Annotated in this window: 10 protein-coding genes and 2 pseudogenes; 5 read left to right on the top strand and 7 right to left on the bottom strand. The window is 69.5% G+C overall.

From position 1 onward, the window contains the following. Nucleotides 1–42 precede the first annotated feature (42 nt). Nucleotides 43–954, bottom strand: coding sequence for a DMT family transporter (locus tag CAL24_RS04460; RefSeq protein ID WP_094805843.1), 912 nt, complete (start codon nt 952–954; stop codon nt 43–45). 150 nt (nt 955–1,104) lie between these two features. On the opposite strand from CAL24_RS04460, the gene CAL24_RS04455 reads away from it, so the two are divergent. After that, nucleotides 1,105–1,590, top strand: a complete 486-nt coding sequence (locus tag CAL24_RS04455; RefSeq protein WP_094805842.1) for a hypothetical protein — start codon at nt 1,105–1,107, stop codon at nt 1,588–1,590. A 14-nt stretch (nt 1,591–1,604) separates the two neighbouring features. Here CAL24_RS04455 and CAL24_RS04450 read toward each other — a convergent pair whose 3' ends face one another. From CAL24_RS04450 to CAL24_RS04440, 3 genes and pseudogenes are all read right to left on the bottom strand, one after another. Beyond that, a complete protein-coding gene (locus CAL24_RS04450) occupies nt 1,605–2,066 on the bottom strand; it encodes a carboxymuconolactone decarboxylase family protein (protein WP_094805841.1) in 462 nt (153 codons plus the stop codon). Next, entirely contained in the window at nt 2,011–2,445 is a 435-nt protein-coding gene (locus CAL24_RS04445; RefSeq protein WP_249278510.1) for a MerR family transcriptional regulator, read from the bottom strand. The genes CAL24_RS04450 and CAL24_RS04445 overlap by 56 nt, the downstream gene beginning before the upstream one ends. 71 nt (nt 2,446–2,516) lie before the next feature. Then, a pseudogene (locus CAL24_RS04440) lies at nt 2,517–3,450 on the bottom strand (glycosyltransferase family 2 protein). 218 nt (nt 3,451–3,668) lie between these two features. Between CAL24_RS04440 and CAL24_RS04435 the strand changes: the two are divergent. After that, nucleotides 3,669–4,595, top strand: coding sequence for a LysR family transcriptional regulator (locus tag CAL24_RS04435; RefSeq protein ID WP_028356648.1), 927 nt, complete (start codon nt 3,669–3,671; stop codon nt 4,593–4,595). Between the two features lie 106 nt (nt 4,596–4,701). Here CAL24_RS04435 and CAL24_RS24415 read toward each other — a convergent pair whose 3' ends face one another. The 3 genes from CAL24_RS24415 to CAL24_RS04425 form a co-directional block, all read right to left on the bottom strand. Continuing rightward, nucleotides 4,702–4,830 carry a hypothetical protein gene (locus tag CAL24_RS24415; RefSeq protein ID WP_005016451.1) on the bottom strand — a complete coding sequence of 43 codons (129 nt, stop codon included), beginning with the start codon at nt 4,828–4,830 and terminating at the stop codon, nt 4,702–4,704. Nucleotides 4,831–4,984: 154 nt separating this feature from the next. Then, entirely contained in the window at nt 4,985–5,926 is a 942-nt protein-coding gene (locus tag CAL24_RS04430; protein ID WP_094805839.1) for a sugar kinase, read from the bottom strand. After that, nucleotides 5,919–6,560 (bottom strand): bifunctional 4-hydroxy-2-oxoglutarate aldolase/2-dehydro-3-deoxy-phosphogluconate aldolase, encoded by a 642-nt coding sequence (locus tag CAL24_RS04425; protein ID WP_028356653.1) that lies wholly within the window; start codon nt 6,558–6,560, stop codon nt 5,919–5,921. The genes CAL24_RS04430 and CAL24_RS04425 overlap by 8 nt, the downstream gene beginning before the upstream one ends. Before the next feature lie 283 nt (nt 6,561–6,843). On the opposite strand from CAL24_RS04425, the gene uvrA reads away from it, so the two are divergent. The 3 genes and pseudogenes from uvrA to CAL24_RS24260 all read left to right on the top strand — a co-directional run bounded on the left by uvrA (nt 6,844) and on the right by CAL24_RS24260 (nt 14,750). Then, the gene (gene uvrA, locus CAL24_RS04420) at nt 6,844–12,606 is read left to right on the top strand and encodes an excinuclease ABC subunit UvrA (protein ID WP_094805838.1); all 5,763 of its coding nucleotides are present in this window, start codon (nt 6,844–6,846) and stop codon (nt 12,604–12,606) included. 287 nt (nt 12,607–12,893) lie between these two features. Then, nucleotides 12,894–14,021 (top strand): annotated as a pseudogene (locus CAL24_RS24265) (aminodeoxychorismate synthase component I); the annotation flags it as partial. 96 nt (nt 14,022–14,117) lie between these two features. Next, on the top strand, nt 14,118–14,750 hold the full coding sequence (locus tag CAL24_RS24260) for an aminotransferase class IV family protein (RefSeq protein WP_249278509.1): 633 nt from the start codon (nt 14,118–14,120) through the stop codon (nt 14,748–14,750). Nucleotides 14,751–14,758: the final 8 nt, after the last annotated feature.

Below are 14,758 nucleotides of genomic sequence, written 5' to 3'. Positions count from 1 at the left end.
GACAGAAATCGGACGGAAACGACGATTGTAGGCCGGAACCGTTCAGGCGGGCCGGCGCGCCGCGCCGCGCGGCCGCCACTGCGCCAGGCTGACGCCGGCCAGCGCCATCAGGCCGCCCGCCACGTGATACAGGTGCGGCACTTCGCCCAGCACGGCCGCGGCGATGGCCACGGTGCCTACCGGCATCAGGTTCAGGAAGATGCTGGCCCGGCTGGGCCCCAGGTGGCGTACGCCCTGCATCCACAAGTACGGCGCGAACAGCGACGGGAAAATGCCCGCGTACAGCACCAGCGGCAGGTTGGCGGCCGTCAGCGGCGAAGCCGGCGCGAGCAGGAACCACGGCAGCTGGAACAGGATGCCGAACAGCACCTGCACATACAGCGATTGCCACAGCCCGATCGGCAGCGACCAGCGGCGCAGCAGCACCCCGTACAGCGCATAGGCCAGCGCCGCCAGGCCCATCAGCGCGTCGCCGGGGCTGCCGCCCACCGCCAGCAGCCGGGCCGGGTCGCCCTCGCCCAGCAAGACGCCCAGGCCGGCCAGCGACAGCGCGCCGCCCAGCAGCGCCGTGGCGGCGGGACGCTCGCGCAGCAGCAGGCAGCCCAGCGCGATGGTCAGCAGCGGCACCATGGCGGTGATGATGCCCATGTTGGTGGCCGTGGTGGTGGCCGCGGCCACGTAGGTCAGCCCCTGGTACACCGCCATGCCCAGCGCGCCCAGCACCGCCAGCCTGCCCAGGTGCGGGACGATGGCATGGCGCTGGCGCAGCACGCGCGGCAGGACGAACGGCGTGAGCACCAGCGCCGCCAGCACCCAGCGGTAGAAGCCGATGGTGGCCGGCGCGATGACGGCCGCGGCCAGCTTGGTGACCACCATGTTCAGCGACCAGATCAGGGCGGCCAGCAGCGGGAACAGCAGGTGGCGGGGCGACGGCGCGGGTGGGGCGTAAGGCATGGTCGGGTGGAGCTGGCGGCCGGAGAGACGGCGGAAAAGCCGCGATATTAGCGCCGCCCGGGCCCGCGGCGCGAAATGCGGGCGCAAACGCGCGACAATATCGCTATCCGAATCCACCCACGCAGCGCCCCCGCGCCCACAGGAACCGCCATGTCCGCCTCCGCCACGCCGCCGGCCTCATTGACTCATTTCAGCACCCAGGAACTGGACATGCTGGCCAAGACCGCCGATGCCCTCAGCGCCTACCTGGGCAAGCCGGTGCTGGCCGAAGTCGAACTGGGCGAGGAAGGCACCGAATGGGTCACCTTCGGCATCCCGCTGGGCCAGGACGCGCCGGACGACGAGCAGCCCCACGTGCAACTGGGCGGCCCCGCCGCGCGCCTGCTGGGCAATCGCGGCGGGCTCGACCCGTCCGACGACGATACCTACGACTGCCTGTACCTGTGGGCCATACAGATCACGCTCGCGCAGGGCGAGCGTTTCGTCAAGCTCGACCAGCAAGGCGAGGAAGCCGCCTGGTCCGATGAACTGGCCGATGTGCTGCCCTTCGCGCTGGGCGACGAGCCGCTGCCCGACGACGATGACGATGACGAGGACGATGACGACGAGGATGCGGGCGCGCCGGAAGCCCGGTAGCCTGCCCGTAGGTGTCAGACACCTCCGGCGGAGGTGTCTGACACCGGTGCCGCCCGATGAGCCTCGCCGGCATGGGCACGGAACGCGGTGCGCGCGGTGGACAGGGCGTTCAAGGCCGCCGGGAAGCCGGCATAGACGGACATCATCATGAGGATCTCGATAATTTCCTCGCGCGTGACGCCCACGTTCAGCGCGGCCTGGATGTGCACGCCGAGCTGGGGCTGGGCGTGGCCGAGCGCGGCCAGGGCCGCCACCACGGCGATCTCGCGGTCGCGCGTCGACAGGCCGGGCCGCGCGTAGATGTCGCCGAACGGAAACTCGATCAGGTAGCGGGCGAAGTCGGGCGCGATGTCGGCCAGGCTGTCGACCACGGCCTGGCCGGCCGCGCCGTCTATCTCCCGCAGTTTTTCGAGGCCCCGCTCATAGCGGTCGGGCGCGCCGGCGGACGGGTTGGGAGGCAATTGTGGGTTCTGCATCGCGGTTCCTGGACGAAGATGAGGAGGAAGCCGATGCGGCAGCGCCTTCCATGGCGCGATAGACGGCGATCTTGGATTCCAGCGCCCCGGCGGCCTGCACGAGCGCGTCGAGCTGCGTCCGTACCTGGCCGAGGTGGCGCTCCAGCATGGCGCGCCGCGCGCCGGCAGTGGCGTCTCCCGCATGGCGCAACGCCGCGAACTCCCGCATTTGCGCAATGGGCATGCCGGTGTTTCGCAGGCGCAGCAGGAATTCCACCCACGCGATCTCGCCGGGGCCGTAGCGGCGCTGGCCGCCCGGCCCCCGCGGCACGCCGCGGATCAGGCCGATGCGCTCGTAATAGCGCAGCGCGTGCGCGCTCAGCCCGGCTCGACGCGCCATCTGTTCGATGGTGAGGAAGGATTCCATGCCGGCCATGCTAGGGGTTAGAGCGCGCTCTAAGTCAAGCGCGGCTACGCCAGCCCGCGCCGCCGGTCGCGGCGGTACAGCAGATACCCCAGCGGCCACATGAGCAGCACCAGCGCGCGCCGCCGGCTGGGTCAGCCGGTAGGCCCGCACCGCCGTGGGCAGGCCGGAATATTCGAGATCGAGGCGAAAGCGCGTGTAGCGCGCCGCGGCCATCAGGAATTCCTTGGGCCGGTAGCGGAACCAGTCCATGTGATGCTGCAGGATGTCCCACGCCAACAGATACAAGCCTTGCACATTGTTGCGCACCGACACGGCCCCGCGGGTCAGTCCATCGGCGCTGGGGTGGTAGATGCGCACCACCTGGTTGATGCAGCGGCTGAGATAGCCGGCGCGCGCCATGGCCCACCAGATCAGGCTTTCCGGCACGAAGCCGGCGACGTCCTCGGGGAACGGGAAGCGGCGCAACACTTCGGTGCGCATGCTGCCGAATTTTTCACCCTTGATGCGATGGCGGAAATACAGCTCGACCGCGGAAGTGTCGAAGACATCCTGGGGGAAGCGGTCGCCCACGATGGTGCCGTCGGGACGGGCGCACAGGCCGGTGACGGCCACATAGGCATCGCGCCGGTCGGGCGGGATGTGCTCCCAGGCGTCGCGCAGGATCTGCAGCGCATCGGGGGGGATTTCGTCGTCGCTGTCGAGCGTGATGATGAACTCGCCGCGCGCCTCGCGCACGCCGCGGTTGAACGCGGTTTTCTTGTGCTGGTTCTTCTGCCAGACGTAGCGGATGGGGAAATCGGCCTGCGCTTGCCAGGCCAGCACGGCCTCGTGCGTGCGATCGGTGGAGCCGTCGTCGACGATCAACCACTCGAAATTGCGACAGGTCTGCCGCCTGAGGGATTCATAGACACGGTACAGCGTGGCGGCCCGATTGTAGGTGGGCGTCAGTACCGTAAACACGTAATGCGGGTCACTCATGCGCTGTGCCGGCTCGCGGGTGGACGACTGCGACGGTCTGTTCTGATTATGTGATGGGTAAAAACAAGGGCTCCAGTGTATGGGATATGCGTGTTGTCAACGTATCCGCCCCGTCTGATTTTGCAAAAAAATCTGTCATGTTTTTTCATTTCTGTACGAGATGAGGGCGCCGGCGCGCGTCCGGCGGGCAAACTCTGCCCCGCCCATCCGGAATATTCATGGAATCCCATCCCGTCCAGCTCAACGATATCGCGCTGTTCGTCGAGGTGGCCCGGCGCAAGAGCTTCAGCCTGGCTGCCCGCGCACTGTCCATGCCGACGTCGACCCTGTCGCGCCGCATCGGGCAACTGGAGCGCGCCATCGGCTTGCGATTGATCAACCGGAACACGCGGCGGCTGGAACTGACCGACGCGGGTGTCGCTTACTTGCAGCGCTGCCAGGGGCTGGTCGACGAAGCCCGCCTGGCGCATGAACAGATCCTCGCGCTGTCCGCCAGCCCGCAAGGACGGCTCAGCATTTCGATTCCCTACAGCATGGCCATCTGGCTGCTGCCCGAGGCGCTCAAAGCGTTCACCGAGCGCTATCCCGACCTGGAATGCGAGTTCGACCTGAACCAGAAGGCGATCGAGAACTCGCAGGGCGGCCCGTTCGACATCGCGCTGCGCTTCGGCCGCCATCCCGCCGCGGCAGAGCCGAGCGCGGCGGAAGACCCGGCCGTGCGCGAGATCGTCGCGCTGGAAAGCTACCTGTATGCGTCGCAGGAGTATCTGCAGGCGCACGGCGAGCCGCGCCAGCCGGGCGACCTCGCGGCGCACGAATGCCTGCGCACCGCCATCGACCACGAGCATTCATTCTGGACCTTGCGCAACGGCGAGCGCAGCGAGCGGGTGCAGATCCGGGGCGCGATCGCCGGCAACAACATCAGCGTCATCGGCACGCTGTCGGGGCTGGGCCTCGGCATCACGCGGCTGCCCAATTGCCGCGCCCTGGCGCCCATCATCGATCGCAACGGCCTGCGCCGCATCCTGCCGGGCTGGAGCACCGACCCGCTGTCGGTGTTCGCGGTGTTTCCCTCGCCCGTGCTGCCGGCCAAGACACGCGCCTTCATGGACTTCCTGCGGCCGTGGCTGGACCCGGTCGAATGAGGCGGCGGGCCCGCTTGGCATGCGGGAAGAGGCGCACCGCGCAATAGGCGCCGGCAGGCGAAAAAAAACCGCCGGCAGCCGGCGGTTTTTTGTGCAAGCGGGCGGATTACACGCGCTTGATCTTTTCCAGCATCTTGAAGACGCCCTTGGGCGCGTTGACGAACAGGCGCTTGAACGACTTGCCCAGGCAACGGCGTTCCAGGGTGTTGCGACGTACGCGTTTACGCTCAGCCATGATGGATTCTCCGGTAAGGTTCGATGGTGCCCAAACCCGCCCGGCGCGCCCTTGGAATGAAACCGGATCGGTCCGGGCCAGGGGCTACAGGCTGGTGGCAAAAAACGGGATAACTCGGCATTCTAGCCTGAAAACGGGCTGGCCGCCAGCCGGCCTAGGCCGGCCCGGCCTGCCCCGCATGCAGCCGCGCCTGGACCGCGGCGGGGCGCGGCAGGGGATCCACTGCGCCGTAGCCGGTGGTCGACAGCGCCGCGGCCGTATTGGCGTAGCGCACGGCGGCCAGCCAGTCGTCGCCGGCGCAGCGGCGCGCCAGCAGGTTGCCGGCGAAGCAATCGCCCGCGCCGGTGGCGTCCACCGCCTGCACCGCCACGCCCGGCACGACACGGCGCTCGCGGCCGTCATCGACGATGGCGCCGTCCTTGCCGAGCTTCAGCACCACCACCCCCGGCGCGCCGGCGGCGCGGATCCAGTCCAGGGTACGGTCCGGGTCGGTGTGGCCGGTGAGATGGCGCAGGTCGTCCATGCTGGGCAGGAACAGGTCGGCCATGCTCAAGGCCTCGCGCAGGATCGCGCGGGCGCGGGCGACCGGCCACAGGCGCAGGCGCAGGTTGGAATCGAGGCTGAGCTGTCCACCCGCGCCGCGCGTGCGTTCGATGGCGGCGAACGCGGTGTCGCAGGCGCTGGCGCTGATCGCCAGGCTGATGCCCGACACATGCAGGTAGCGGGTGCGCTCCAGCAGGCCGCTGTCCAGGTCGGCCGGTTGCATGCGGCTGGCGGCGGAGTCGCGCCGCAGGTAGCTGAACACATGGCCGTCGGCGCCATGCTGCACGAAGTACACGCCGGTGTGCGCCTGTTCGTCGACCCGCACGCCCGAGGTATCGACCCCCTCGGTGCGCCAGAGCTGCAGGATCTGCTCGCCGAAGGCATCGCCGCCCACGCGCGTCAGGTAAGCGCAGCGCGCGCCCTGGCGCGCCGCGGCAATGACCGCATTGGAGGTGTCGCCGCCATAGCCCTGAAGGTATTGGGGCTCGCCGCGCCGCGTCTGGTTGAATTCGATGAGCGCCTCGCCCAGTCCGACGATGTCGAAATCAGCCATGGGCGGCCTCGCGCGTCTGCATGACCTGGCGCACCAGCGCGGCGGTGTCGCGCGCGGCAAAGGCGGCCTTGTCGTAGAGGTTGCCGCCGATGCCCACCAGGGCCGCGCCGGCGGCGAAGTATTCGCCCATGTTCTGCCGGGTCACGCCGCCGGTGGGGCAGAACACCGTGTCGGGGAACACCGATTTCAGTGCGGCGAGGTGGCGCGGACCGCCCGTGTCGGCCGGGAAGATTTTCACGATGTCGGCGCCCGCGCGACGGGCCTGCAGCACTTCGCTGGGCGTGAAGGCGCCCAGCAGGCACAACGCGCCCGCCGCGTGGGCCATGTCGGCAATGCCGGGCACCAACCCGGGCGAGACGATGAAATCGGCGCCGGCCACCAGCGCCTCGCGCGCCTGGGCTTCGTCGAGCACGGTTCCCACGCCCAGCGTCAGCGCGTCGCCGTGCTTGTCGCGCAGGGCGCGCACCAGGTCGGCCACGCCGGGGATGGTCCAGGTCAGCTCCAGCGCGGCGCAGCCCGCCTGGATGGCGATCTCGGCCGCATAGCCGGCCGTGGCGGCATCGCCGTAGCGCAGCACGGGCACGACGCGGTCGGCCATCAATCGGGACAGCGGGGCGGCGGCTTCAGAATTCATGGGCATCTCGCAAAAGGTCCGGCGGGCGGCGCGGCAGGGGCCCGCGCCCGGTATTCATTATCATCGCATCGGCGAGCCGCCGGAACCCGCACCGGCCACCGTGTTTGTCCATAATATAGACAATATTTTCACAATATAGGCATTATCCACGGCGATTCTCCTCCTGTCGATGGCGCGCTACCGGGAATAATGAGAATCTGAGATACTGTTTATATATACAGATATTTTCAGCGATATCCTGTCGCCTTCCGGCCATCTTCCTCCTGCCCTTCCCCTCCCCGCCATGAGCTCCCACATTCGCATCGTCGGCGCACGCCAGAACAACCTGAAGAATCTCGACCTGACGCTCGCCACCGGCGAGCTGGTGGTCATTACCGGGGTGTCGGGCTCGGGCAAGAGTTCGCTGGCGTTCGACACACTGTATGCCGAAGGCCAGCGCCGCTACGTGGAAACCTTCTCGCCCTATGCGCGCCAGTTTCTGGACCGCATGGACAAGCCGCAGGTCGACCGCATCGAAGGCATCCTGCCGGCCATCGCCATCGACCAGACCAACCCGGTGCGCAGTTCGCGCAGCACGGTCGGCACCATGACCGAGCTGAACGACCATCTCAAGCTGCTGTTCGCGCGCGGCGCCAAGCTGTATTGCCGAGGCTGCGCCACCGAAGTGCGGCGCGACACGCCGGACTCGATCCACGCCTCGCTGGCGCAACGGTCGCCGGCCACCGGCGACGCGCGCCTGGTGGTGACCTTCCCCATCGCGGTGCCCGCCAATTTCACCGAAGACGAAGTGCGCGGCTTTCTCGAGCAGCAGGGTTATACGCGCGTGCACCATGAAGAAAGCGCCGCGCCGCGCGCGCCGGCCGCCGGCAAGGGCCGGGCGGGCAAGGGCAAGGGCAAGGCCGCGGCGGCGGCCGGCGAGCGCCGCATCCTGCACGTGGTGCAGGATCGCTTCCGCTGGTCGGGCGCCGAGCGCGAGCGCGTCATGGAAGCGCTGGACACGGCCCTGCGCATGGGCGGCGGCCACATGGCGGTGCACGTGCTGGATGACGACGGCGCCGATGCGCAGGTGTGGAAATACAGCGACCGCCTGCACTGCGCCGACTGCGACATCGAATACACCGACCCGCTGCCCAGCAGCTTCTCGTTCAATTCGCCGCTGGGCGCGTGCGAGACCTGCCGGGGATTCGGGCGGGTCATCGGCATCGACTACGGCCTGGTCATTCCCGACGAGAACAAGACCTTGCGCGAGGGCGCCATCAAGCCCTGGCAGACGCCCTCGTTCAAGGAATGCCAGGACGACATGGCCAAGTACGCGCCGCGCGCCGGCGTGCCCATGTCGGTGCCCTGGAAAGCCATGACCGAGGCGCAGCGCGACTGGGTGCTGCACGGCGACCCCGACTGGAAGGGCGGCAACAACGCCTGGAAAACCCAGTGGTACGGCGTGCACCGCTTCTTCGCCTGGCTGGAAAGCCGCGCCTACAAGATGCACGTGCGCGTGCTGCTGTCCAAGTACCGCAGCTACACGCCCTGCCCCACTTGCCACGGCGCGCGGCTCAAGCCCGACGCCTTGCTGTGGCGCCTAGGCAGCAAAATGGAAGCCGACCAAGTGCTCCCGCCCGGCGACGCACGCTACCAGCGCTTCATGCCGGCCAGCGCCGCGTGGGCCCGCGCACAACTCGAATCGCTGGCTGGCCTGTCGATCCACGATGTCATGCTGCTGCCCATCGAGCGCGTGCGCAAGTTCTTCGACACCCTGTCGTTCAGCGGCGCGCTGGACGCGGCCACCGACCTGCTACTGAGCGAAGTGCGGGCGCGCCTGAAGTTCCTGTGCGACGTGGGCCTGGGCTACCTGACGCTGGACCGCCAGAGCCGCACGCTGTCGGGCGGCGAAGTGCAGCGCATCAACCTGACCACGGCGCTGGGCACCTCGCTGGTGAACACGCTGTTCGTGCTGGACGAGCCGTCCATCGGCCTGCACCCGCGCGACATGCACCGCGTGGTGGAAGTCATGCACCGGCTGCGCAACGCCGGCAATACGCTGGTGGTGGTCGAGCACGATCCGCAGGTCATGGTGGCGGCCGACCGCATCATCGACATCGGCCCGGGGCCGGGTGAGCGCGGCGGGCGCATCGTGTTCGACGGCACGCCCGCCCAGTTGCGCGCCACGCCCACGCTCACCGGCGATTACCTGGGCGGACGACAGCGCGTCGAGGCGCCGCGCCCCATGCCGGTGGCCGCCAACACGCCGCGCCTGGTGCTGGAAGGCGCCACCGCCCACAACCTGCGCAATGTCTCGATCGAGCTGCCGCTGGGGCGGCTGGTGTGCGTCACCGGCGTATCGGGCTCGGGCAAGTCCACCCTGGTGCAGGACGTGCTGTACCCGGCCCTGCTCAAGCACCAGGGCAAGCCCACCGAGGCGCCGGGCGCCTACGAACGCCTGCTCGGGGCCGAGCAGATCGCCGACGTGGTGATGGTGGACCAGACCCCCATCGGCAAGACCGCGCGCTCCAACCCCGCCAGCTACGTGGGCGCTTTCGACGCCATCCGCAAGCTGTTCGCGCAGGCGCCGCTGGCCCGCGAGCGCGGCTACACCGCCGGCACCTTCAGCTTCAACAGCGGCGACGGCCGCTGCCCCACCTGCGGCGGCACCGGCTTCGAGCATGTCGAGATGCAGTTCTTGTCCGACGTCTACCTGCGCTGCCCCGATTGCGACGGGCGGCGCTTCCGCCCCGAAGTGCTGGAAGTGCGCGTCGAGCACCTGGGCAAGAGCGCCTCGGTGGACCAGGTGCTGGAAATGACGGTCAGCGAGGCGCTGGACTTCTTCAAGGGCCTGCGCGACGTGCAGACCGGCCTGGCGCCGCTGGCCGACGTCGGCCTGGAATACGTGCGGCTGGGCCAGCCCGTGCCGACCCTGTCGGGCGGCGAGGCGCAGCGCCTGAAGCTGGCCGGCCACCTGGCCGAGGCCGCGCGCAGCGGCATCGCCACCGCCAAGGTGGCCAAGAAAGGCAGCCTGTTCCTGTTCGACGAGCCCACCACCGGCCTGCATTTCGACGACGTGGCGCGGCTGATGCGGGCGTTCCGCAAGCTGCTGGCGGCGGGCCACACGCTGCTGGTGATCGAGCACAACCTGGACGTGATCCGCGCCGCCGACTGGCTGATCGACCTGGGCCCCGAAGGCGGCGACGCCGGCGGCGAGGTGGTCGGCGTAGGGACGCCGCAGGACCTGATGGACAATCCGCGTTCGCACACCGGCGCCGCCCTGCGCGACTACGCGGTGAGCGTGCTGCCGGGCGATGTGGTGGTGACCGACGACGCCGATGCGCAGATCGCCGAGCAGGCCGGCCTGACGCCGGTGCTGGCCGAACCGGTGGCGGCCTATGGCGCGGGCGGCGGCACGCCGCTGCAATCGGTGGTGCGGCGCCGCCGCGAGGCGCAGGCGATCGAGATCCGCAATGCGCGCGAGCACAACCTGAAGAACGTCAACGTCGAGATCCCGCACGACAAGTTCACGGTGATCACCGGCGTGTCCGGCTCGGGCAAGTCCACGCTGGCATTCGACATCCTGTTCAACGAAGGGCAGCGGCGCTACCTGGAATCGCTCAATGCGTACGCGCGGGCCATCGTGCAGCCGGCCGGCAAGCCGGACGTGGACGCGATTTTCGGCATTCCGCCCACGGTGGCGATCGAGCAGCGCACCAGCCGCGGCGGACGCAAGTCGACCGTGGCCACCATGACCGAGATCCATCACTTCCTGCGCCTGCTGTACGTGAAGCTGGGCACGCAGTATTGCCCGGACTGCAACGTGGCGGTCGAACCGCAGAACGCCGACCAGATCGTGGCGCGCCTGATGCGCGAGCACAAGGGCCGCCATATCGGCCTGCTGGCGCCGCTGGTGACCGCGCGCAAGGGCTACTACACCGACCTGGCCAAATGGGCCGGCTCGAAGGGCCATACGCACCTGCGGGTCGACGGCGCGTTCATTCCCGTAAGCCCCTGGCCGCGCCTGGACCGCTACAAGGAGCACACCATCGAGCTGCCGGTGGCCGACCTGGTGGTCGATCCCGACAACGAGGCGGCGCTGCGCCAGGCCGTCAAGAGCGCGCTGGAACACGGCCAGGGCGTGATGAGCATGGTGTGGCCGGTCGACAAGCTGCACGAAGCGCTCGACAGCGAACTGCAGCAGCAGCATTTCTCGGTCAAGCGCGCCTGCCCGTCGTGCGGCACCAGCTTTCCCGAGCCCGACCCGCGCCTGTTCTCGTACAACTCCAAGCACGGCTGGTGCCCCGGCTGCTTCGGCACCGGGCTGCAACTGCAGGACTTCGACGCCGAGCAGACCGGCGAGGAGAACGCCTGGAACGCCGCCTACGAAGGCGAAGCCGGCGTTTGCACCGAGTGCGACGGCCAGCGCCTGAACCGGGTGGCCCGCGCGGTGCGCTGGCGCGACCGCTCGATCGCCGAGCTGGCCGCCATGCCGGTATCCGACGCCCACACGTTCTTCACCGGCCTGGTGGCGCGCGGCCGCGAGGGCGAGATCGCGCGCGACATCCTGGCGGAAATCCGCGGCCGCCTGAACTTCATGAAGGAGGTCGGGCTGGACTACCTGGCGCTGGACCGCGCCGCCCCCACGCTGTCCGGCGGCGAGGCGCAGCGCATCCGCCTGGCCGCGCAGCTGGGGTCCAACCTGCAGGGCGTGTGCTACGTGCTGGATGAACCTACCATCGGCCTGCACCCGCGCGACAACCGCATCCTGCTCGACGCCCTGGCGCGCCTGGAAGGCAACGGCAACACGCTGGTGGTGGTGGAACACGACGACGACACCATCCGCCGCGCCTCGCACATCATCGACATCGGCCCCGGGGCCGGCGTGCGCGGCGGCCGCGTGGTGGCGCAGGGCACCGCGCAGGACCTGATCGACAACCCCGAGTCGGTGACGGGCCGCTACCTGGCCAAGCCACTGGCCCACCCCTTGCAGGGCCGCCGGCCGGTCGAGGCCGACACGCCCATGATCCAGATCCGCGGCGCGCGGCTCCATAACCTGCGCCACGTCGACGCGCGCATCCCGGTGGGCCGGCTCAGCGTGGTCACGGGCGTGTCGGGGTCGGGCAAGTCGACCCTGGCGCGCGAGGTGCTGCTGGACAACCTGGTGCAGGCCGTTTCGCAAGGCAAGGCGCCGCGCTGGAACGGCTGCGAGGAAATCACCGGCTGGCAGGCCATCGACCGCGTGCTGGAAGTGGACCAGACCCCCATCGGCAAGACGCCGCGCTCGTGCCCGGCCACCTACATCGGCTTCTGGGACGACGTGCGCCGGCAGTTCGCCGATACCCGCGAGGCGCGCATGCGCGGCTGGGGCGCGGCGCGCTTCTCTTTCAACACCGGCGACGGTCGCTGCCCGATCTGCGAAGGCCAGGGCATGCGCACCATCGAGATGAGCTTCCTGCCCGATGTGAAGGTGCCGTGCGACGCCTGCAACGGCGCGCGCTTCAACAGCGACACGCTGTCGGTGCAGATGCGCGGCAAGAATGCCGGCGAAGTGCTCAATATGGAGGTCGATGACGCGCTGGACTATTTCACCGCGCATCCGAAGATCCACCGGCCGCTGCAGCTGATGCAGGACGTCGGGCTGGGCTACCTGACCCTGGGCCAGCCCTCGCCCACGCTGTCTGGTGGCGAGGCGCAGCGCATCAAGCTGGTCACCGAGCTGTCCAAGGCGCGCCTGACCGAAGGCGTCATCACCACGGGCCGCGCCTCGCGCATTCCGCATACGCTGTATGTGCTGGACGAGCCCACGGTGGGCCTGTCCATGGCCGACGTGGAAAAGCTGATCCACGTGCTGCACCGGCTGGTGGCGGCGGGCAACACGGTGGTGGTGATCGAACACAACCTGGACGTGATCGCCGAAGCCGACTGGCTGCTGGACCTGGGGCCGGAAGGCGGCACCGGCGGCGGCAGGCTGGTGGCCGAAGGTTCGCCCGAGCAGGTCATGGAATTGCGCGATCGCTCCCATACCGGACGGGTGCTGACGGAGTTCCTGGCGCAGCAACGATAGGGTCGTCATGCAGTCGCATATTGGGAGAGCGGCAGGTTTCCTGGATGTGCAGGACACGCCGCCCACAGAGGGTGTCAGACACCCGGCCTGCCGGCCCGCGCCATGGCGACGGCCGGCGCGCCGGGTGTCTGACACCTGTCGTGTCGCGATGGCCGCCTCCCCCGGCGGTGTCAGACTCCCGGCCTGCCGGCCCGCGCCACGGCGACGGTCGGCGCGCCGGGTGTCTGACACCTGTCGTGTCGCGATGGCTGCCTTCTCTACAACCCGGCGCCTGGCGCCTCGATATCATGCAATGCCGTTTTGAAGACCGGCTGGCGGGCCGCGCGCTGAGCCTGCGCGGCCTGCGCCAGCGCATCGAGGCGCGCCGGCCGGATGAGTTGCCGGCCGCGCTGGGCGCCATCGAGGCGGCGCGCCGCGCCGGCCATTGGGTCGCGCTGTTGCTGGACTATGAACTGGGCGAGTGGCTGGCCCCCGAGACCACCCTGCCGCCGCCCGGCGGCCGGCCGGTGGCGCCGCGCGGCGAGGACGGCGCGCCGCGCCTGGTGGCGTTGGTGGCCGGACACATGGCGCGCGAGGCGCCGTGGCCGGCTCCGGCCGACCCCGGCAGCGCCCGCATCGAATCGCTGCAGCCGCGCATGGCGCGCGCCGATTACCTGCGCCAGATCGAGGCGATCCGCGCGCTGATCGCGGCCGGCGAGTTGTACCAGGTCAATTACACCCAGCCGCTGGACGTGCGCGTGCAGGGCGACCCGCAGCAGTTGTACCGACACATCGCCGCGCGGCACCCGGTGGCGCACGGCGCCTGCATCGACGACGGCGAGCGCGTGGTGCTGTCGTTCTCGCCCGAGCTGTTCGTGCGGCGCGACGGCGCACGCCTGACGGTACGCCCCATGAAAGGCACCGCGCCGCGCCACGCCGACCCCGCCGAAGACGCGCGGCTGGGCCGCGAACTGCACGCCAGCCCCAAGAACCGCGCCGAGAACCTGATGATCGTCGACCTGCTGCGCAACGATCTGGGCCGGCTGGCCGAACCCGGCTCGGTGCGGGTCGAGTCGCTGTTCTCGCTGGAACGCTATCCGACGGTATGGACCATGACCTCCACTGTCACCGCGCAGGCGCCGCGCGCCACCCTGGCACAGGTGCTGCATGCCCTGTTCCCCTGCGGATCGGTGACCGGCGCGCCCAAGGTGGCGGCCATGCGCCGCATCCGCCAGATGGAGATCGCGCCGCGCGGGCTGTATTGCGGCGCCATCGGCTGGCTGGCGCCCGACGGCGATTTCTCGCTCAACGTGGCGATCCGCACGCTGGTGCTGGATAAAGCCGGCCGCGGCGTCTACAGTGTGGGCGGCGGCATCGTGCACGACTCCGACCCCGAACTCGAATGGCAGGAATGCCTGTGGAAGGCCCGCATCCTGCAGGACGCCCCGCCCTGCCCCGGCCAGGACGCCCGACGAACCCGCACTCCACATGAAACGAACCAACGCCCCACGAACCGCGCACTGGAACGCCACATGTCTGTCGAACTGATCGAAACCCTGCTGGTCGATGCCGGGCGCCGCATCCCGCTGCTGGCCCGCCACCTGGCGCGCCTGCAAGCCGCCTGTGCCGCGCTCGATTACGCGTGGCCGGGCCATGCCGTCGAGGACGCGCTGCGCGCCGCCGCGGATGCCCTGGCCACACCGGGACCGCATCGCCTGCGCCTGCTGCTCGACCGCGACGGCCGGCACAGCATCCAGGCCGCGCCGCTGCCGCCGCTGGCGCCCGGCCAGCAAGTCATGCTGGCCGACCAGCCGCTGGATGCCGGCCAGCCGCTGCTGCGCTACAAGACCACGCACCGCCCCTGGTACGGCGCGGCCGCCGCCTGGCTGGCGACGCACCCGGAAGTCTTCGACCTGTTGTTCCTGAACCAGCGCGGCGAATTGTGCGAAGGCAGCCGCACCAACGTCTACCTGCAAGTGCGCGGCGCGTGGTACACGCCGCCGCCCGCCAGCGGCTGCCTGCCGGGCGTGCTGCGCGCCGAACTGCTGGAGACCGGGCGCGCGCAGGAGCGCGTATTGACCCTCGACGACCTGCACGCGGCGCGGGGCATCCGCTTGTCCAACGCACTGCGCGGCTGGTTCGACGTGACGCTGCGCGGCGGCTGACGGCGGGG

Origin of the sequence: Bordetella genomosp. 2 (assembly GCF_002261345.1) — a bacterium.
In the GTDB taxonomy this organism is placed as follows: Bacteria; Pseudomonadota; Gammaproteobacteria; order Burkholderiales; family Burkholderiaceae_B; genus Bordetella_A.
The sequence above is the reverse complement of the archived record's forward strand: the minus strand, read 5'-3'. Positions and strand labels throughout refer to the sequence as shown.

Bases quoted from the DNA above. Each gene is read 5' to 3' on its own strand.
- CAL24_RS04460 (WP_094805843.1), bottom strand. From the start codon at position 954: ATGCCTTACGCCCCACCCGCGCCGTCGCCCCGCCACCTGCTGTTCCCG.
- CAL24_RS04455 (WP_094805842.1), top strand. From the start codon at position 1,105: ATGTCCGCCTCCGCCACGCCGCCGGCCTCATTGACTCATTTCAGCACC.
- CAL24_RS04450 (WP_094805841.1), bottom strand. From the start codon at position 2,066: ATGCAGAACCCACAATTGCCTCCCAACCCGTCCGCCGGCGCGCCCGAC.
- CAL24_RS04445 (WP_249278510.1), bottom strand. From the start codon at position 2,445: ATGGCGCGTCGAGCCGGGCTGAGCGCGCACGCGCTGCGCTATTACGAG.
- CAL24_RS04435 (WP_028356648.1), top strand. From the start codon at position 3,669: ATGGAATCCCATCCCGTCCAGCTCAACGATATCGCGCTGTTCGTCGAG.
- CAL24_RS24415 (WP_005016451.1), bottom strand. From the start codon at position 4,830: ATGGCTGAGCGTAAACGCGTACGTCGCAACACCCTGGAACGCCGTTGC.
- CAL24_RS04430 (WP_094805839.1), bottom strand. From the start codon at position 5,926: ATGGCTGATTTCGACATCGTCGGACTGGGCGAGGCGCTCATCGAATTC.
- CAL24_RS04425 (WP_028356653.1), bottom strand. From the start codon at position 6,560: ATGAATTCTGAAGCCGCCGCCCCGCTGTCCCGATTGATGGCCGACCGC.
- uvrA (WP_094805838.1), top strand. From the start codon at position 6,844: ATGAGCTCCCACATTCGCATCGTCGGCGCACGCCAGAACAACCTGAAG.
- CAL24_RS24260 (WP_249278509.1), top strand. From the start codon at position 14,118: ATGTCTGTCGAACTGATCGAAACCCTGCTGGTCGATGCCGGGCGCCGC.